This is a genomic window from Allobosea sp. P4_C6, from assembly GCF_056402015.1.
Genome location: NZ_JBFUIF010000002.1, coordinates 185768 through 204438, shown reverse-complemented (window position 1 = coordinate 204438; position 18671 = coordinate 185768). Strand labels below are relative to the sequence as shown.

14 protein-coding genes are annotated in these 18671 nt (G+C 67.9%); 10 read left to right on the top strand and 4 right to left on the bottom strand.

Annotated features, from left to right (window positions below; genetic code table 11):
• Positions 1-87 precede the first annotated feature (87 nt).
• From ftsZ to recN, 4 genes are all read left to right on the top strand, one after another.
• Positions 88-1782, top strand: coding sequence for a cell division protein FtsZ (gene ftsZ, locus AC1DVA_RS02690; protein ID WP_476804882.1), 1695 nt, complete (start codon positions 88-90; stop codon positions 1780-1782).
• A gap of 294 nt (positions 1783-2076) precedes the next feature.
• On the top strand, positions 2077-3024 hold the full coding sequence (gene lpxC / locus AC1DVA_RS02685) for a UDP-3-O-acyl-N-acetylglucosamine deacetylase (protein WP_476804881.1): 948 nt from the start codon (positions 2077-2079) through the stop codon (positions 3022-3024).
• A gap of 167 nt (positions 3025-3191) precedes the next feature.
• Entirely contained in the window at positions 3192-4115 is a 924-nt protein-coding gene (locus tag AC1DVA_RS02680) for an outer membrane protein assembly factor BamD (protein WP_476804880.1), read from the top strand.
• Positions 4116-4176: 61 nt separating this feature from the next.
• A complete protein-coding gene (gene recN / locus AC1DVA_RS02675; protein WP_476804879.1) occupies positions 4177-5859 on the top strand; it encodes a DNA repair protein RecN in 1683 nt (560 codons plus the stop codon).
• A gap of 40 nt (positions 5860-5899) precedes the next feature.
• On the opposite strand, the gene AC1DVA_RS02670 is transcribed toward recN, so the two are convergent.
• A complete protein-coding gene (locus AC1DVA_RS02670; protein WP_265054159.1) occupies positions 5900-6172 on the bottom strand; it encodes a hypothetical protein in 273 nt (90 codons plus the stop codon).
• A gap of 256 nt (positions 6173-6428) precedes the next feature.
• On the opposite strand from AC1DVA_RS02670, the gene AC1DVA_RS02665 reads away from it, so the two are divergent.
• Positions 6429-8450: a DEAD/DEAH box helicase gene (locus AC1DVA_RS02665; RefSeq protein WP_476804878.1), complete on the top strand. Its 2022-nt coding sequence runs from the start codon at positions 6429-6431 to the stop codon at positions 8448-8450.
• Positions 8451-8689: 239 nt separating this feature from the next.
• On the opposite strand, the gene AC1DVA_RS02660 is transcribed toward AC1DVA_RS02665, so the two are convergent.
• Positions 8690-9481 (bottom strand): DUF2189 domain-containing protein, encoded by a 792-nt coding sequence (locus tag AC1DVA_RS02660; RefSeq protein ID WP_265054157.1) that lies wholly within the window; start codon positions 9479-9481, stop codon positions 8690-8692.
• A gap of 354 nt (positions 9482-9835) precedes the next feature.
• Here AC1DVA_RS02660 and ligA point away from each other — a divergent pair, with 354 nt between their 5' ends.
• Positions 9836-12001, top strand: coding sequence for an NAD-dependent DNA ligase LigA (gene ligA / locus AC1DVA_RS02655; protein WP_476804877.1), 2166 nt, complete (start codon positions 9836-9838; stop codon positions 11999-12001).
• Between the two features lie 113 nt (positions 12002-12114).
• On the opposite strand, the gene AC1DVA_RS02650 is transcribed toward ligA, so the two are convergent.
• Positions 12115-13089, bottom strand: a complete 975-nt coding sequence (locus AC1DVA_RS02650) for an AraC family transcriptional regulator (protein WP_476804876.1) — start codon at positions 13087-13089, stop codon at positions 12115-12117.
• Positions 13090-13184: 95 nt separating this feature from the next.
• On the opposite strand from AC1DVA_RS02650, the gene AC1DVA_RS02645 reads away from it, so the two are divergent.
• The 4 genes from AC1DVA_RS02645 to AC1DVA_RS02630 all read left to right on the top strand — a co-directional run bounded on the left by AC1DVA_RS02645 (position 13185) and on the right by AC1DVA_RS02630 (position 16426).
• Positions 13185-14429, top strand: coding sequence for an MFS transporter (locus tag AC1DVA_RS02645; RefSeq protein WP_476804875.1), 1245 nt, complete (start codon positions 13185-13187; stop codon positions 14427-14429).
• Positions 14430-14524: 95 nt separating this feature from the next.
• Positions 14525-15388 carry a helix-turn-helix domain-containing protein gene (locus AC1DVA_RS02640; RefSeq protein WP_476804874.1) on the top strand — a complete coding sequence of 288 codons (864 nt, stop codon included), beginning with the start codon at positions 14525-14527 and terminating at the stop codon, positions 15386-15388.
• A 28-nt stretch (positions 15389-15416) separates the two neighbouring features.
• On the top strand, positions 15417-16130 hold the full coding sequence (locus AC1DVA_RS02635) for an AzlC family ABC transporter permease (RefSeq protein WP_476804873.1): 714 nt from the start codon (positions 15417-15419) through the stop codon (positions 16128-16130).
• The gene (locus AC1DVA_RS02630; RefSeq protein WP_265054151.1) at positions 16127-16426 is read left to right on the top strand and encodes an AzlD family protein; all 300 of its coding nucleotides are present in this window, start codon (positions 16127-16129) and stop codon (positions 16424-16426) included. Before AC1DVA_RS02635 ends, AC1DVA_RS02630 begins: the two co-directional genes overlap by 4 nt.
• 124 nt (positions 16427-16550) lie before the next feature.
• On the opposite strand, the gene AC1DVA_RS02625 is transcribed toward AC1DVA_RS02630, so the two are convergent.
• Positions 16551-18386, bottom strand: a complete 1836-nt coding sequence (locus AC1DVA_RS02625; RefSeq protein ID WP_476804872.1) for an aminopeptidase P family protein — start codon at positions 18384-18386, stop codon at positions 16551-16553.
• Between the last annotated feature and the right edge of the window lie 285 nt (positions 18387-18671).

Sequence of the window (18671 nt, the reverse complement as noted above, 5' to 3'; positions counted from 1 at the left end):
CGTTCGAAAGGGCGAGCCACGGCGTCAAACGTAGCAATCGGGACGGCTCCCGCCAGGCGCCGGACAAACGGATCAAAAGAGGCAACCATGGCGATGAATCTGCAAGCCCCGGACATCCGGGAACTGAAGCCCCGGATCACCGTCTTCGGCGTCGGTGGCGCCGGTGGCAATGCGGTCAACAACATGATCGAGGCGGGACTCGACGGCGTCGATTTCGTCGTCGCCAACACGGACGCTCAGGCTCTCGCCCTTTCGCGCGCCTCGCGCATCGTCCAGATGGGCCTCCAGGTCACCGAGGGTCTCGGCGCCGGCTCGCAGCCGGAAGTCGGGCGCGCGGCGGCCGAGGAGGTCATCGACGAGATCCGTGACCATCTGGCGGGCGCCCACATGGTGTTCATCACCGCCGGCATGGGCGGCGGCACCGGCACCGGCGCGGCCCCCGCCATCGCCCGCGTCGCCCGCGACATGGGCATCCTGACCGTCGGCGTCGTCACCAAGCCGTTCCAGTTCGAGGGCCAGCGCCGCATGCGCATGGCGGAGGCCGGCATCGGCGAGCTCAACGAAGCCGTCGACACGCTGATCGTCATCCCCAACCAGAACCTGTTCCGCGTCGCCAATGAGACCACCGGCTTCGCCGATGCCTTTGGCATGGCCGACCAGGTGCTCTATTCGGGCGTCGCCTGCATCACCGACCTGATGGTCCGCCCCGGCCTCATCAACCTCGACTTCGCCGACGTGCGCGCCGTGATGCGCGGCATGGGCAAGGCGATGATGGGCACCGGCGAGGCGCAGGGCGAGAAGCGCGCGCTGACCGCCGCCCAGGCCGCGATCAACAACCCGCTGCTCGACGACGTCTCGATGAAGGGCGCGCGCGGCCTGCTGATCTCGATCACCGGCGGGCGCGACATGAAGCTCTATGAGGTCGACGAGGCCGCCACCCGCATCCGCGAGGAGGTCGATTCCGAGGCCAACATCATCGTCGGCGCGACCTTCGACGAGTCGCTCGAGGGAACGGTCCGCGTCTCCGTCGTCGCCACCGGCATCGACAAGCCGATCTCGACGCAGGCCGAGGTCGACGACACCGAGGCCCGCATCGCCCAGGTCGCCGAGCGTCTGAAGCAGGAAGCGCGCCTGCGCAGCACTGCCGCCGCCGCGACCCGTCCGGTCGCCCAGGCCACGCATGTGCCGGTCATCGAGACCACCCGCATGGCCCCGATGGCCGAGCCCGCCCCGGCGCCGATGGCGCAGGACATCCGGATCGAGCCGGTCCAGCCTCGCCCCGTCATGGCCGCCCCGGCTCCCGAGCCGATCGCCCATGCCGAGCCGAGCCTGCATTTCGACGACAGCTTCATCCCGCCGATGCCGGAGCGCGCGGTGGTCCGCCCGACCCGCATGCCGCGCGTCGAGGATCTTCCGGCCCCTGGCCAGGCCCAGCTCAACGCCCAGCGCGGCGCCCAGCCCGCGCCGGTGCCGCCGAACGCCATCGAGCAGAAGCGCATGTCGCTGATGCAGCGCCTCGCCTCGGTCGGCTTCGGTCGCAAGGAGGATGAGGCCGAGCATGCGCCGGCCCCGGCTCCGGTTCGCCAGGCTCCGCAGGCCCCGATGCCGCAGGCGGCTGCGCCGAGCGCTGCTCATGCCGAGTATATGCGCCGTCCGGCACAGCCGCCGGTCTCGCGTCCGGCGCAGGGCCAGCTCGACCCGCATGGCCGACTCGCGCCGACCCGCAGCAGCGAGGAAGATCACCTGGAGATTCCCGCTTTCCTGCGTCGCCAGGCGAACTGAACGACCGCGCCTTTCACGGCGTTGTAACCGATCCCGTCGCGGCCAGCCGCGGCGGGATTTTTGCGTGTTAGAAAATCGTTATCTTTCAGCGTGTTATTGATCGGGGCCAAAGCTTTCCCGCTGTAACACAGCGAAAGAAAGAGTGATTTTGAGAGGCTGCGGCAAAGACTTATGTTGCAGCCGCATCAAGAGGATTAGCCCATCTGGGTCGCTTGATGCCGAATTTGGATATGTCGCCGCCGACCGTCGCATATGAAGCGACCCCGGTTGCCGCGACCAGGATTGGATAGCGGAATGAACTTCGATCGGCAGACGACCTTGCGCGCAGCCGTGACCCTCGCCGGGATCGGTGTCCATTCCGGGGCGCCCGCGAGCATCTGCCTGAAGCCTTCCAGCGCCAATTCGGGCGTCGTCTTCCTGCGGACGGGCATCGAGGGCATGCCGCCCCAGCTCATCCACGCCAAGCATACCAAGGTCAGCGCCACCGAGCTCTGCACCGTGATCGGCGATCGCGGCCCGGCCTCGGTTTCGACGATCGAGCATCTGATGTCGGCCTGTGCCGGTCTCGGCCTCGACAACGTTCTCGTCGAGATCGACGGGCCGGAAATGCCGATCATGGACGGCAGCGCCACCGCGTTCGTCGCGGCGATCGAGGCGACCGGCATGGTCATGCTCGGCGCTGCCCGTCGCTACCTCAAGGTTCTCCAGCCGGTGCGCATCGAGAACGGCCGCGCCTTCGCCGAGCTGATGCCGGCCGAGCAGGGCTTCCGCCTCGACGTCGAGATCGATTTCGACACCGCCGTCATCGGCCGCCAGCGCAAGATCTTCGATCTCGACGCGAAGGCCTATGCCAGCGAGATCTCGAAGGCCCGCACCTTCGGCTTCATGCGCGATGTCGAGCAGCTCTGGAAGGCTGGCTTCGCGCTCGGTGCCTCGCTCGACAACACCGTCGCGATCGGCGAGGACAAGGTCATCAACCCCGAAGGCCTGCGCTACGGCGACGAGTTCGTGCGCCACAAGGTGCTCGACGCGATCGGCGATCTGGCGCTCGCCGGCTATCCGATCATCGGCGAGTTCCGCTCCTATTGCGGCGGTCACCGCATGAATGTCCGTATCCTGGAAGCGCTCTTCGCCGACCGTGCCAATTTCGCGATCGTCGAATCCCAGCCGGTCTTCGCCGCGCCGCGCGCCGTTCAGATGGCTGCGTCCGCGCCGGCAGCCTACGCGCCGGATCTGCACTGAAAAGTCGCAGGGCGGCGCTTTCTGCCTTTCCTTCGCCAGGTTTTTGTCCCAGATGCCGCAAGGCTGCGGAATCGTGCCCTGACCGGCTTTCGGCAGTGGCGCGGGGGAAGCGTCTGAGGTAAGGCATGCTTCCCGCCGGCAGAGACGATCGAAAGAGGACGGACGACGTGAGCGTGAAGCGGCATAGCCTTCCGGCAATTCATCGTGGCTCCTATCCACGCAAGGGCATCGCCCTGGCGCTGGGCGCCGCCATGCTGCTCGGCGGCTGCGATACGCTGTCCTCGCTCAATCCGTTCGACAAGCCCGAGGTCTACAAGCCGGACCTCACCCCGCCCGAGCCGGCCGACAAGCTCTATAACGAGGGCCTTGCGCGCCTGCAGACCGGCGACAGCGAAGGCGCGACCAAGAAGTTCGAAGGCATCGACAAGGCGGAGCCGTTCTCGCCCTACGCCCGCAAGGGCCTGCTGATGACGGCCTACACCAATTTCCAGGCTTCGAAGTGGGAGGAGGCGATCACCGCGTCCAAGCGCTTCATCGCCCAGAACCCGGCCAGCCCCGATGCGGCCTATGCGCAGTACATCCTGGCGATGTCCTATTATAACCAGATTCCGGACACGACCCGTGATCAGGAGCGGACGGCTCAGGCGATCCAGGCCTTCGAGCAGCTGATCGCAAATTATCCGAAGTCGGAATACGTGCTGGACGCCAAGGAGAAGCTCCTGGTGGCGCGCGACCAGCTCGCCGGCAAGGAGATGAACGTCGGCCGCTACTATCTGGAGAAGCGCAACTACACCGGCGCGGTGAACCGCTTCCGCGAGATCATCATCAAGTACCAGACGACGCGGCATGTCGAGGAGGCGCTGATGCGCCTGACCGAGGCCTATATGGCGATGGGCATCTCCAACGAAGCCCAGACTGCCGCGGCCGTGCTCGGCCACAACTTCCCGGATAGCCCGTGGTACAAGGACGCCTACAGGCTGCTGCAAAGCGGCGGTCTGGAGCCGCGCGAGGATCGTGGCTCCTATATCAGCCGCGCCTTCCAGGGCTTCTCGCGCACGGTCGGCGGCGTTTTCGGGTTCGGCGGTCTCTGACGGGGCTTGCATGACGGACCCCGGACGACCCTGCCGGCTCCGCAAACCGAGCTGAGCGCCAATGCTGGCGCAGCTCTCCATCCGCGATATCGTCCTGATCGACCGGCTCGATCTCGGCTTCCGTGAGGGCCTCAGCGTCCTCACGGGCGAGACGGGCGCCGGCAAATCGATCCTGCTCGACGGTTTCGCGCTGGCGCTCGGCGGGCGCGGCGATGGTTCCCTCGTGCGCCATGGCGAGGCGCAGGGACAGGTCAGCGCCGTCTTCGACCTGCCGCTCGAGCATGCCGCTCGCAAGCTGGCGCAGGCCCAGGAACTCGGCACCGACGGCGATCTGATCCTGCGCCGCGTGCAATATGCCGATGGCCGCACGCGCGCCTTCATCAACGACCAGCCGGTTTCGGTGCAGATCCTGCGGATGGTCGGCGCGGCGATCGTCGAGATCCACGGCCAGCATGACGACCGGGCCCTGACCGACCCGGCCCAGCACCGCACCATCCTCGACGGCTTCGGCGGGCTCGAGAAGCAGGCCGAGGCCGTCGCCACGGCCAGCGAGACGCTGAAGCGCGCGCGGCAGGCCCTGCAGGCGCAGCGGATGCGGGTCGAGGCGGCGCGCAAGGAAGCGGATTTCCTGCGCCACGCGGTCGAGGAACTCGGCAAGCTCGCGCCGCAGCCGGGCGAGGAGGATGCACTCGCCGCAACCCGGCAATCGATGATGCAGGCGGAGAAGGTCGCGCGCGACCTGATCGATGCCCATGAAGCCGTCGGAGGGCAGGCGTCGCCGGTCGCGGGGCTGGCGGCCGTGCTGCGCCGGCTGGAGCGCCGGGCCGGGCAGGCGCCGGAGCTGATCGATCCCTCGCTCGCCTCGCTCAACACCGCCATCATCGCGCTCGAGGAGGCGGGCGAGACGCTCGCTGCCGCGATGCGCGCCGCAGAGTACGATCCGCGCGAGCAGGAGCGCATCGAGGAGCGGCTCTTCGCGCTCAGGGCGGCGGGCCGCAAATACGACGTGCCGGTCGATGGGCTGCCCGTCCTTGCCGCCACGATGGCGAGCGATCTCGCCGCGCTCGACGAAAGCGAATCGTCGCTCGCGCGCCTCGAGGCCGAGCTGAACGAGGCGGAGACAGCTTTTCTCGCACAGGCGCAGGCGCTGTCAGAGGCCCGCAAAGCGGCCGCGGCGCGGCTCGATGAGGCCGTGAAGGCCGAGCTGCCGCCGCTCAAGCTGGAGCGCGCCCGCTTCATCACCCGGATCGAGAGCGACGAGAGCGCGCGCGGCCCGGAGGGCTTCGACAGGGTCGAGTTCTGGGTCGAGACCAATCCGGGCACGCGGCCGGGGCCGATGATGAAGGTCGCGTCCGGCGGCGAGCTTTCGCGCTTCATGCTGGCGCTCAAGGTGGTGCTGGCCGAGCGCGGCTCCGCGCCGACGCTGGTCTTCGACGAGATCGATACGGGCGTCGGCGGCGCCGTCGCCGATGCGATCGGCGAGCGGCTGGCGCGGCTCGCGGGACGGGTGCAGGTGATCTCGGTGACGCATGCTCCGCAGGTCGCCGCCAAGGCCGGGCAGCATTTCCTGATCGCCAAATCGGCGGTTGACGACGCGGCTTCCCGCACCGTGACGCGGGTCACGGTGCTGGAGGATCAGGCGCGGCGCGAGGAGATCGCGCGAATGCTGGCCGGCGCCTCGATCACAGAAGAGGCGCGGGCCGCGGCCGGGCGCCTGCTGCAGGCGGCGGGTCTGCGCGGCTGAGGCCGCTTGGTGCGGTCGAGACGGAATCCACTGACCGTCATTATCTTCTGACCGTCATTCCGGGCATCGCGCCAGCGATGAGCCCGGAACCCAGAACCGATGCCCTCGATCGTGAAAACTGCGGGAAAGTTTCCGTTTCATGACGGACAGCATCGGTTCTGGGTTCCGGGCTCGGCCTTTCAGGCCGCCCCGGAATGACGGTGCGAGCAGCTTGGCCGCCGGCATGGATCAACACGTCGAGCGGGGCCTCGAAGATGCCGTCGTGCAGAATCGAGACCTCATAGGCGCCGATGCGGCGTGACTGCTGCTCCATGAACCGTTCTCCGTCAGGCATGATGCTTCGGCGATCAGGGCTGGAAGCTAGTGGGACCGGCGGATGGCCGACAAGGCGCGTCTGGCTTCGTGCGGCTTTGCGTGCCGCGCCGGGCGCCATGCATTCCCTTTTGCCTCGGTTTGCTCTATGAGCCGGTTTCATTCGATGGCGCAGCCTGCCCGTCAGCGCTTCAGCCCATCGTCCACGCTTTCGCGTCGTTCCGCCGACCACGCCGCAACCTCAGGCCCGTTATCGCATGTCCTTCTCCCTCACGAGCCCGCCGCTCGCGCGCGCGCTCGCCGATCGCAACTATTCCGAACCGACGCCGGTGCAGAGCGCTGTGCTGGAGGAGAACGCCCGCGGGCGCGATCTTCTGGTTTCCTCGCAGACAGGCTCCGGCAAGACCATCGCCTATGGCCTCGCCATCGGCGAGACGCTGCTGGGCGACGCCGAAAAGCTCGGCCCCGCCGCCGAGCCGCTGGCGCTGATCATCGCGCCGACGCGCGAGCTTGCGCTCCAGGTGCAGCGCGAACTCGCCTGGCTCTATGCCCAGACCGGAGCGCGGGTGATCTCCTGCGTCGGCGGCATGGACCCGCGCCGCGAGGCCATGCTGCTCGACGAGGGTGCCCATATCGTCGTCGGCACGCCCGGCCGCCTGCGCGACCATATCGAGCGGCGCCGCCTCGACGTTTCCGCGCTGAAGGCGGTCGTGCTCGACGAGGCTGACGAGATGCTCGATCTCGGCTTCCGCGACGATCTCGAATACATCCTGAAGACGACGCCCGAGGGGCGGCGCAGCCTGCTGTTCTCGGCGACCTTCCCGAAGGCCATCGTCCAGCTCGCGCAGAGCTATCAGCGCGATGCGCTGCGCATCGAGGTGGAAGCGACGCGGCGCGGCCATGCCGACATCGCCTACAAGGCCGTGCGCGTCTATCCCAAGGAGGCGGAACTCGCGGTCGTCAACCTGCTGCGCTTCCACAATGCGCCAGTGGCGCTCGTCTTCTGCAATACCCGCAACGCCGTGCGCCACCTCGAGGCGATCCTGCTGGAGCGCGGTTTCACCTCCGTCGCGCTCTCGGGCGAACTCGGCCAGAACGAGCGCAACGCCGCGCTGCAGGCGCTACGCGACGGCCGGGCGCGGGTCTGCGTCGCGACCGATGTCGCGGCGCGCGGCATCGACCTGCCGGGGCTCGACCTCGTCATCCATGCCGAATTGCCGAACGATTCCGAGGTGATGCAACACCGTTCGGGCCGCACGGGCCGCGCCGGCAACAAGGGCACGAGCGTGCTGCTGGTGCCGCAGTCGCGCCGGCGCAAGGCCGAGCGCCTCCTGATGGAGGGCAAGGTCGAGGCCGAATGGATCGCCCCGCCGACGGCGGAGGAAATCCGCGTGCTCGACCAGGAGCGCCTGCTATCCGATCCGCTGCTCAGCGGCGACGGCTCCGAGGACGATGCCGGCATGATCGAGGCGCTGATGGCGGGCCGCGAGGCCCGTGACATCGCGGCGGCCCTGGTCCGTCTCTACCGTACCCGGCTGCCAGCGGCGGAAGAGGTCGGCGATCCCGGCTTCGGCCGTGACGAGCGCCGCCCCGTCCGCACGAACGAGGATTACGCTGCCAAGCGCCGTCCGTTCGGACGCGACGAGGGCGAGGATGGCGAACGCCCGCGCAAGCCGGCCGGCCCGCGCGGCGACACCGTCTGGTTCCGGCTCGACATCGGCCGCAAGCAGGGCGCCGATCCGCGCCAGCTCCTGCCGATGCTGTGCCGCCGCGGCCGGATCACCCGCGACGAGGTCGGCGCGATCCGCATCTTCGACCGCGAGACCAAGGTCGAGATCGATGCCGATGTGGCCGACCGCTTCTACGAATCGGCGAAGGTGCCGGATCGCGACCGGATCACGATCGAGCCCACGACCGAGGCCGAGCGGCGGCCGGCCAAATCTTTTGGCGACAAAGCCGAGCGTCCGGCTGCGCCGCGCAAGAGCTGGGACGGCGCCGAGGCTACGGGCGATGCGCCGCAGCGTCCGCGCTATCAGCCGAAGGACGGCGGAGAGCGCGAGCCGCGCGGCGAGGACCGCAAGCCTTATCGCCCGGAAGGCAGGCCCCAGCGCGACGACGCTCGCCCGCGCCGGGATGATGGCAAGCCCGCCGGTGGCGGCTTCAAGAAGCCGTTCGCTGCGAAGGGGAAGCCCTTCGCCGCCAGGCCGGAGCGTACTGAGGGCGGGCGCCCCGCCGGCGGCGGTAAGCCGTTCGGAAAGGGCAAGCCGCGCCGCGGCTGAGCCTCAGCGGCCGGCGTCTGCAATCCGCCTTCTCTTCGCTCTCAGCGCAAGCCAAGGAAGGAGAGAATGGCGAGGACGACGACGATCAGGCCGACGATATAAATGATGTTGTTCATGAAAAACCCCCTGACTGAATGAGCCATCAGGCTCGATTTGACAGGGGGTGAACCCCATTTAGGGGCCAAAGGTTCCCGCGACGACGGCAGCGCTCCCGGGGAGCGCCCGATCCCGACCCGGGTTCAGACCACGATCTTGCGGTAGAGATGCCAGGTCGCGTGGCCGAGCACCGGCATCACCACGATCAGGCCGACCAGCACCGGCAGGCAGCCGAGCACGAGCAACCCGGTCACCATCAACCCCCAATACATCATCACGCGCGGATTGGCCTCGACGGCGGCGATCGAGGTGCGGATCGCCGTGGGCGCATCGACATGCCGGTCGATGATCAGCGGGAAGGATATCACCGAGATCGAGAAGGCGAGGATCGCGAAGAGCAGCCCGAGCGAGTTGCCGATGACGATCATGATCCAGCCGTCGGCCGTGGTGAAGAGGGCCCGCAGGAAATCAGTGGTCGAGACATCGGCCGGCAGACCGAGGATGCCGCGATAAAGGAACCAGGCGCTGAATAGCCAGGCGAGGAAGAGCCCGGTCAGGATTGCGCCCAGCAGGATGATCTGTCCGATCGAGGGCGAGCGCAGCACTTCGAGTGCGTGACTCCAGGAAGAGTCGAGGCCCTTCTCGCGGCGGCGGCTCACCTCATAGAGCCCGATCGCGGCGAACGGGCCGATCAGCGCAAAGCCGCTGAGCAGCGGGAAGAGCAGGGGGAAGATGTTGTAGCTCACGGTGAGCTGCGCCAGCAGGATGCCGGCAATGGGATAGATCACCGCGATGAAGACCAGATGGCTCGGCTGCGCCATGAAGTCCTCCCAGCCGCGTCGCAGCGCTTCGCGCAAGTCCATCGTGGTGATGGTCTTGATGCGTGGCTGCGAGAGCGTGACGATGTCATGTACGGTGCCGTCGACATTAGCCATGGCGTGACTCCCGGTTCCTGGCCCGGTTCACCACGGCTGTCGACATGTCCCTGGCGTCAACGGCCTGCGGCGTCGAGCTTCCAATTCCCAGCCTCCAAACTATACGCGCGAAAGCCGGATTTGTCGCAAGCCTTCTCGCGGATGTGAGAGGCTTATCGATCATAGTCCTCATCTTGAGGAGTAGCCGAAGGCTGCGTCTCGAAGGATGTTCCAGATGGTTCGGGAACCTTCTGAAGCACCCTTCGAGACGCCGCTGCGCGGCTCCTCAGGATGAGGGCTGAGTATCGGCTGGAGTGGTAAGCCGCATCGGCTGCTGCCCTTTCTCGTCACGCGCATCTCGCCTAATGCTGTGCCATGAGCGACGCCGACGACACCGCCCTCTCCGAAACCCCGGTTGCCGAGCTGACGCCGCGCAAGGCGAAGGTCGAGCACAAGCGGCTTGCCGCCGAGGTGCAGGCGGCGAACGACGCCTATTTCCAGGACGATCAGCCGATCATCGATGACGCGGCCTATGACGCGAAGCGTCAGCGGCTGGTCGCGCTCGAAGAGGCCTTTCCCGAGCTGAAGGACGCCGCCGGCGTCAGCGGCAAGGTCGGCGCCAAGCCTTCGGGCAAGTTCGCCAAGATTCGCCATCGCGTGCCGATGCTCTCGCTCGACAACGCCTTCTCCGACGAGGCGGTCGCCGAGTTCGTCAGCCGTGTCTATCGCTTCCTCGGGCGCAAGGAAGAACACGGCATCGCCTTTACCGCCGAGCCGAAGATCGACGGGCTGTCGCTTTCGCTGCGCTACGAGAAGGGCGAACTCGTCTCTGCCGCGACGCGCGGTGACGGCGAGGAGGGTGAGGACGTCACCGTCAACGCCCGGACCATCTCCGAGATTCCGCACCGGCTGGAGGGGGGCGACATTCCGGAGATCGCCGAGGTTCGCGGCGAGGTCTATCTCGGCCATGCCGATTTTGCTGGGATCAACGAGCGCCAGCGCGAGAAGGGGCTCACCGAATTCGCCAATCCGCGCAACGCAGCGGCGGGCTCGCTGCGCCAGCTCGACGCGACGATCACGGCCGCCCGGCCCCTGCGCTACTTCGCCTATGCCTGGGGCGAGATGCCGGTGTTGCCGGCGCCGACCCAGATGGGCGTGGTCGAAATCTTTCGGCGATGGGGCTTCCGCACCAATCCGCTGATGAAGCGCTGCGAGAGCGTGGCGGAGCTGCTGGAGCGTTACCGGCTGATCGAGAGCCAGCGCGCAACGCTCGGCTACGATATCGACGGCGTGGTCTACAAGGTCGACGATCTCGCGTTGCAGGCCAGGCTCGGCTTCGTCTCGCGGGCGCCGCGCTGGGCGATCGCGCACAAATTCCCGGCCGAACTCGCGACCACCATCCTGGAGGCGATCGATATCCAGGTCGGGCGCACCGGCGCATTGTCGCCGGTGGCGCGGTTGAAGCCGGTGACGGTCGGCGGCGTCGTCGTGACCAACGCGACGCTCCACAACGAGGACTATATCCGCGGCTTCGATTCCAAGGGGCTGCCGATCCGCGACGGCACCGACATCCGCATCGGCGACACGGTGACGGTGAAGCGCGCCGGCGACGTCATCCCGCGCGTCGAGGCCGTCGATCTCGCCAAGCGTCCGGCGGATTCGAAGCCCTATGAGTTCCCGACGCTGTGCCCGGCCTGCGGCAGCCATGCGACGCGCGAGCTCAACCCCCGCACCGGAAAAGAGGATGCGGTGCGCCGCTGCACCGGCGGGCTGATCTGCCCGGCGCAATCGGTCGAGCGTCTCAAGCATTTCGTCTCGCGCGATGCGATGGATATCGACGGGCTCGGCGACAAGCAGATCGAGTTCTTCCATTCCGACCCCGAGCTGCCGGTGAAGGAGCCGGCCGATATCTTCACGCTGGCCGAGCGCGACGCCGCCAACTTCAAGAAGCTCAAGGACAAGGAAGGCTTCGGCGCGGTCAGCGCCAGGAAGCTCTTCGATGCGATCGAGGACAGGCGCACCCCGCCGCTCAACCGCTTCATCTTCGGCCTCGGCATCCGCCATATCGGCGAGACGACGGCGCGGCTCCTGGCGCGGCATTACGGCTCGTTCGAGGCGCTGCGGGTGGCCAGCATCGCGGCGGCCGACGAGGCCTCGCCCGAGCGACAGGAACTCGACGCCATCGACAGTGTCGGGCCGACCGTGGTCGAGGCGTTGATCGAGTTCTTCGGCGAACCGCATAACGAGGAGCTGCTCGACCGTCTGCTGGCGCAGGTGTCGCCGCAGCCGCTGGAGGCGGTGGCCTCCGCGAGCCCGGTCGCCGGCAAGACCGTGGTCTTCACCGGTGCGTTGGAGCGGATGACGCGCGACGAAGCCAAGGCGATGGCCGAGCGGCTGGGCGCCAAGGTGGCGGGCTCGGTCTCGTCGAAGACCGACCTGCTCGTCGCCGGGCCGGGCGCCGGCTCGAAGCTCAAGGATGCCGCCAAGCACGGCGTCGAGGTGATCGACGAGGCCGGCTGGTTCGATCTGGTGGGTGGGTGAGTTTGCTCGTCATTCTCGGGCGGAGCGAAGCGCAGACCCGGGAATCTCGTGACCAGAGGGCGCTGGTCTCCGAGATGGTCGGGTCAAGCCCGACCATGACGGCGGGAGTTAGGCTACTCCGCCGCCTCCGCAGACGGCGCGAACATCGCTGTTGGCTGCTGCCCGCCTGCCGCCCGCACCTGGCTCGGCGCCGAGCCGGTGATGCGCTTGAAGGCGCGGCTGAACGAGGCTTCGGATTCGTAGCCGAGGCGTTGCGCCACCACCGCGATGCGCAGCTTGTCGCGGGCGAGCCATTGCCGGGCCTGGTGCATCCTGACCTGCGCGACATAGCGTGCCGGCGTCTCGCCGACGACCTCGGCAAAGCGTTCGGCGAAGCCGGAGCGCGAGGCGCCCATCAACCCGGCCAGGCTTTCGACCGTCCAGTCGGTTTCCGGATGAGCGTGGACGGCGGCAAGCACGCGGCCGATCTGCGGGCAGCGCGCCGCCGCGATCCAGCCCTTGGCAGTACCGCATCCGAACTCGACCCAATTCCGGATAATCGTCGCGGCGACGACATCGGCAAGGCGGGCGAGGATGCCGCCAGCGCCGACGCGGTCCATCGCGACCTCGCGGCCCATCGCCTCCAGCAGGTGCGGAAGGCCGGGCTCGTTGGCGGCGAAATCATAGATCCGCATCACATCCGGCATCAGGCGCAGCAGCGGATGGTCGAGGTCGACGTTGAAAGTCATCCGGCCTGTGAAGACCAGCATGTGCTCGCCGGTGCCGCCGCCCTCGACATCGAAGACATTGCCGTAGAGCTCCCGCACGCGGCAGTCGCAGGGCGGGGTGGGCACGACCTCCGGCGAACTGGCCAGGATATGGCCGCCGCCATGCGGCAACAGGACGGCATCGCCGTCGCGCAGCTCCACCCATTCGCCTGTCAGCGTCTTTAGCCAGCAACCGCCGCGGGAGATGAAATGGAAGCAGGCCTCGCGGCTCTGCGGGAAGACGACGCCCCAGGGCGCGGCCATCTGGCAGCGGCTGTAGTCGACGCCGTCGAGCCTCAGCCCGCGCAGCATCTCGGTCAGGTGATCGATTGAAGCGCTCATTGCAGTCCTGGACGAACGGACAAGGAATGCGGATTATATAGCATGGAAACTCCACGGCGCCACGCCCATCTTCCGGCCACCTCGTGGAGACCCCCATGTCAGATTCTCTGTCTGCAACTGCACTCGAACTCGATGACATCCGCGACGACACGCGCGAAAAGCCTGCCTGGGCCGCCGTCGTCTCGCTGACCTTCGGCGTTTTCGGCCTCGTCACCGCCGAATTCCTGCCCGCCAGCCTGCTGACGCCGATGGCCGCCGATATCGGCGTCTCGGTCGGAGCGGCCGGACAAGCGGTGACCGCGACGGCGGTCGTGGGTGCCATCGCCGGCCTCGCCGCGGCGATCGTGACCCGCGGCATCGACCGTCGCATCGTGATCTGGTCGCTGACCAGCCTGCTGATCTTCTCAAGCGCGCTCGCCGCCGTCGCCACCACTCTCCCGACGCTGCTCGTCGCCCGCGTCCTGCTCGGCATCGGGCTCGGCGCCTTCTGGTCGATGGTGGCGGCGATCGCGATGCGGCTGGTGCCGCCGAGCGCCATGCCCAAGGCGATGTCGCTGATCTTCACCGGCGTTTCCATCGCCACGGTGAGCGCCGCGCCCATCGGCGCCTATGTCGGCAACCTGCTGGGCTGGCGCGTCGTCTTCTGGATCGCGGCTCTCATCGGCGTCGCGACGCTCGTCATCCAGATGGCCGTGCTGCCGCGCCTGCCGGCACGCGGCTCGCCCGATATCCGTACGCTCTTCCGGTTGCTCGGCCGGCCGAGCATCGCGCTGGTCCTGGCGGGCATTGTCGTCGTGATCTCCGGGCATTTCGCCGGGTTCACCTATGTCCGGCCGTTCCTGGAGCAGATCCCGCAGCTTTCGGTCGAGGCGATCTCGCTCGTCCTGCTGGCCTATGGCGTCGGCGGCTTCTTCGGCAACCTGGTCGGCGGCGCCATCACCGCCCGCAGCGCCAAGGCATCCGTGATCTTCGGTGCGCTGACGATTGCGCTGATGGGCCTGGGCCTGCTGCTGGTCGGTTCTTCGCCGGTGGCTTCCGCCGTCGCCGTCGGGCTCTGGGGCTTCGCCTTTGGTGCGCTGCCGGTAGGGTTCCAGACCTGGCTGGTGCGCGTCGCGCCGGAAGAGGAGGCCGAGTCGGCCGGTGGCCTGCTCGTCGCCGCCTTCCAGGTCGCGATCGCCAGCGGCGCGATCTTCGGTGGGCTTCTGGTCGACGGCTTCGGGACGCTCGGCGTGATGGCCTATGCCATGGTCGCGACGCTGGTCGGCGGGCTCGGCGTGCTGGCGCTGGGATCGAAGAGCCCCGAGCGGGTCGGAGCCGGCAGCGCCTCCCACGCCATCTAACGCTGTTCCGAACGACCAGAACACATCGGGCGCGTGATGCGCCCGATCACTTTTCTTCAAGACAGCGATGCGGCGAGAGAGTTTATGCTCGCCCCATGGAAGCGATCACACAGGGCGAGACATTGTGCCTCGAACCGCTCGTCGCCGGCGAGCGGGCGAAGCTGTTTCCGGCTGAGCGCTTCGACGGGCTGGATTGCCTCGCCGCGACCTTCCGCCGGCATGCCTATGCCCCGCACCGCCATGAAAGTTATGTGATCGGCACGATCGAGGCCGGCTGCGAGACGTTTCGGGTGCGTGGCGAGCGGCACTATGCGCGCCCCAACCAGATCACCTTCGTCAATCCGCTCGAGACCCATGACGGCGAGCCTTATGGGCCGGGCTACAGCTACCGCATGACCTATCCCGAGATCGGGCTCATCCGCGAGGTCGCGGCCTCCCTCAGCGGCCGGGACGTGTCGGGCACACCGTTCTTTCGGCAGCCGCTGGTCGAGGATGCCGAGGGCGCGGCGCTCTTTGCAGCCGCGCATTGTGCGATCGAGGATGGCGAGGATCTGCTGGAGGGAGAGGAGATGCTGCTACGCTTCTATGCGCGCTGCCTGGCCCGCCATGCCGATCTGGCGGTTCGTTCGGTCGGTGCTGAAGGCGGGCCCGTCGCCAAGGCGCGCGAATTGTTCGAGGCGCGCTATGACGAGGACCTGTCGCTCGCCGATCTCGCGCGATTGACCGGCCTGCCGCGCCACCATCTGATCCGCGCCTTCCGGCGGGAAACCGGACTGACGCCGCATGCCTATCTCGTCGATGTCCGCGTCCGGCGCGCCCGCGAGCGGCTGCGGCGCGGCGACATGCCGGGCGATGTCGCGGCGGCCACGGGTTTCTGCGACCAGCCTCACCTGACCCGCGCCTTCAAGGCCCGCTTCGGCGTGACCCCTGGCGCCTTCCGTGCGGCGCATGCCGGCTGAGCCAAGCGCCTTTCGAGAGAGCGAACCCATGTCCACGATGCGCGACGACATCAGGCGCGGCCTGAGCGACATCTGGCCGGCGGCGGTAGCTGCGGCGCCGATCGGCCTGCTCTTCGGCGCGGTCGCCGCCAGCAAGGGGCTGTCGCCGCTCGAAGTCTTCCTGATGAGCCTGATGGTCTTCGCCGGCGGGGCGCAGTTTGCGGCAGTGGAGCTGTGGACGGCACCGGCGCCCATCGCCGCGCTGGTTTTCTCGACGCTGCTGATCAATGCCCGCCATGTGCTGATGGGCGCCTCGCTCGCGCCCAAGCTCGAGGGCTTCAGCCGCTGGCAGAAGCTGCTCGGCCTCTACTACATGGCCGACGAGAACTGGGCCCTTGCCGAGAAGCGAGCCCGCACGCATCGGCTCACGCCGGCCTACTGGTTCGCGATGGTCGTTCCCTTCGTCACCGGCTGGCTGGTGAACTCGACGCTGGGCGCGAGCATCGGCGCCGTGCTGGGCGATCCGAAGCGGCTCGGCGCCGATTTCGCCTTCACGGCGCTGTTCATCGCGCTGGTCGCAGCCTTCTGGAAGGGGCGGGTTACGTTCTGGACGGTGGCGGCCGCCGGCATCGCCTCGGCGGTTACCTATCGCCTGGCCGGGCCGCCCTGGCATGTCGCGGCGGGTGCGGTGTGCGGACTTCTGGCCGCGTGGCTGGCCGCCGGCGCCGATCCGCAGCCCGTGGCGAAGGAGGCTGAGGCGTGAGCGTCGATCCGATCAACCTCCTCGCCTTCCTCGGCATGGCGATCGTGACCTATGCAACGCGCGTCGCAGGGCTCGCGCTCGCCGGGCGCCTCAGCCTGTCGCCAAGGGCGCAGGCGGCGTTCGACGCCATCCCGCCGGCCGTGCTGATCGCGGTGATCGCGCCGAGCGCGCTCGCGACCGGGTGGGCCGAGACGGCTGCGGCGGCGGTGACGGCGCTGGCCGCGACACGGTTGCCGCTGTTGGGCGTCGTGGCCGTGGGTGTCGTGGCCGTGGTGGCGTTCCGGATGGTGATGTGATCCACCCCCGTCATGCTCGGGCTTGACCCGAGCATCTCGTGACCAGCGGGCTGCGGTTTCGCGCCTTTTTCTGCAGGAGATTCTCGGGTCGAAGCTTTGCTTCGCCCGAGAATGACGGGTGAGATCACAACGGCCGGCAGGCCTGCTCCAGCCAAGCCTTCGCCTCGCCTTCGACCAGCGGGGAGAGCTTCTCCCAGACCGTGGCGTGATAGGCGTCGATCCAGGCGATCTCGCCGGCATCGAGCAGCGACGGCTCGATCAGCGCTCGCTCATAAGGAGACCAGGTGATGGTCTCGAAGCCGTAGATCGTACGCTCGGCACCGGGGATCTGCCGCTCCTCGACGACGATCAGGTTCTCGATACGGATGCCGTATTCGCCCTGCTTGTAGTAGCCGGGCTCGTTGGAGAGGATCATGCCCGGCTCCAGCGGCGTAGTGCCGAGCTTGGAGAGCCGCTGCGGCCCCTCATGCACCGAGAGATAGCTGCCGACGCCATGGCCGGTGCCGTGGTCGAAGTCGAAACCGCCCTGCCAGAGCGGCAGCCGCGCGAAGGCGTCGAGCTGTGCGCCTGACGTGCCCTTGACGAAGACCAGCCGGGAGATCGCGACATGGCCCTTGAGCACGCGAGTATAGCGGTCGCGCATCTCAGCGGTGGGCTCACCGATGACGATGGTGCGGGTGATGTCAGTGGTGCCGTCCTCGTACTGGGCGCCTGAATCGACCAGGAAGATGCCGGGCTCCAGCCGGCGATTGGTCGCCTCGCTGACCCGGTAATGCGGCAGTGCAGCGTTGGGGCCGGCGCCGGCGATGGTCGTGAAGGAGACGTCCTTCAGCAGCCCGGTCTTCAGCCGCTCGGTTTCGAGAGCGGCGACGGCGTCGATCTCTGTCAGCTTGCCCTTTGGTGCCTCGCTTGCGAGCCAACTCAGATAGTTCGTCATCGCCGCGCCGTCGCGCAGATGGGCGGCGCGCGTGCCGGCGAGCTCGGCCGCGTTCTTTCGGGCCTTCATCAGCGCGATCGGGTCGGTGCCGGCATCGGGCGTGCCGCCGGCGTCGCGGATCAGCGTCGCCAGCGCGGCGGCGGCGGTGGTGGCATCGAGCCGGACCTTGGCCTTGGCAGCGCCGAGCGTCTTCAGCTGGTTTTCAAGCTGGGCCGGTGGCGCGATCTCGCCGACGGCGCCGATCGCGTCGCCGGCTTCGTTGGTGATCTTCTCGGGCGCGAGGAACACGGTCGGGCGGCCTTCGCGCGGGACGATGGCGTAGCCGAGCGGCAACGGCGTGTGCTCGACATCGCCGCCGCGGATGTTGAAGACCCAGGCCAGCGCATGCGGGTCGGAGACGACGAGCGCGTCGACCTTGGCCTCGGCCAGCGCCTTGCGGATGCGGTCGAGTTTCGAGGCGGTATCCTCGCCGGCATAGGCGGCCGGGTGTGCCTTCACCGGCGCAGCGGGCGGGGCCGGGCGGTCCGACCAGAGCGCGTCGACGGGATTGGCGGAGACCGCGACGAGGCTGCCGCCGGCTGCGGCCGCCGCCTTCTCAAGCTTCGCGACACCATCGACCGTGTGGAGCCAGGGATCGTAGCCCAGCTTGCTGCCGGCCGGCAGGTTCTGCTCGATCCAGCGCTCCAGCGGCGTCTCTTCCATGCGGACGGGGGTGACGATCTTCGTGTCGGTCTGCGCGGCCGACTGGATGGTATAGCGGCCGTCGACGATCAGCGCGGCCTTGTCGGCCAGCACCACGGCACTGCCGGCCGAGCCGGTGAAGCCCGTCAGCCAGGCGAGGCGGGCCATATGGCCCGGGACATATTCGCCCTGATGCTCGTCGGCGCGTGGGATGACGAAGCCGGCGAGGCCCTGTGACGCAAGGGCGCCGCGCAGCGCCGCGACGCGGCCGGCGACCTCGGCGGGATCGCTGGGTTCAGAGAAGGACTGGAAGCGGCAGGTCGGCAGGGTCGATTCGGTCATGGCAGGGTCCGGCATAGCGTGCGCCATCGTCGCGCCCCGCCAGGGAAAGCGCCAGCGCAAAAGCGGCGTTTCGGCGATGCCCATTCGGTGGGACCGGACTGCCTGCCCGCTCCGCATTGTGCCGCTTGGTTATGCAATCGACGCAAACGTTAACGGATATGGACGGATCGCATGCGTTTTGCGCATATCTCGCATATGCGAACATACCTTCTCGCAAGTGCGAAATGACCCCACCTTAGTCGCATAAGAGAACGAGGAAGCGACCGGGACTGTCCTTCGTTTTTC

Excerpts from the sequence above, each read along its gene's own strand:
- ftsZ (WP_476804882.1), top strand. The coding sequence starts at position 88 with ATGGCGATGAATCTGCAAGCCCCGGACATCCGGGAACTGAAGCCCCGG.
- lpxC (WP_476804881.1), top strand. The coding sequence starts at position 2,077 with ATGAACTTCGATCGGCAGACGACCTTGCGCGCAGCCGTGACCCTCGCC.
- recN (WP_476804879.1), top strand. The coding sequence starts at position 4,177 with ATGCTGGCGCAGCTCTCCATCCGCGATATCGTCCTGATCGACCGGCTC.
- AC1DVA_RS02670 (WP_265054159.1), bottom strand. The coding sequence starts at position 6,172 with ATGGAGCAGCAGTCACGCCGCATCGGCGCCTATGAGGTCTCGATTCTG.
- AC1DVA_RS02665 (WP_476804878.1), top strand. The coding sequence starts at position 6,429 with ATGTCCTTCTCCCTCACGAGCCCGCCGCTCGCGCGCGCGCTCGCCGAT.
- AC1DVA_RS02660 (WP_265054157.1), bottom strand. The coding sequence starts at position 9,481 with ATGGCTAATGTCGACGGCACCGTACATGACATCGTCACGCTCTCGCAG.
- ligA (WP_476804877.1), top strand. The coding sequence starts at position 9,836 with ATGAGCGACGCCGACGACACCGCCCTCTCCGAAACCCCGGTTGCCGAG.
- AC1DVA_RS02650 (WP_476804876.1), bottom strand. The coding sequence starts at position 13,089 with ATGAGCGCTTCAATCGATCACCTGACCGAGATGCTGCGCGGGCTGAGG.
- AC1DVA_RS02645 (WP_476804875.1), top strand. The coding sequence starts at position 13,185 with ATGTCAGATTCTCTGTCTGCAACTGCACTCGAACTCGATGACATCCGC.
- AC1DVA_RS02640 (WP_476804874.1), top strand. The coding sequence starts at position 14,525 with ATGGAAGCGATCACACAGGGCGAGACATTGTGCCTCGAACCGCTCGTC.
- AC1DVA_RS02635 (WP_476804873.1), top strand. The coding sequence starts at position 15,417 with ATGTCCACGATGCGCGACGACATCAGGCGCGGCCTGAGCGACATCTGG.
- AC1DVA_RS02625 (WP_476804872.1), bottom strand. The coding sequence starts at position 18,386 with ATGACCGAATCGACCCTGCCGACCTGCCGCTTCCAGTCCTTCTCTGAA.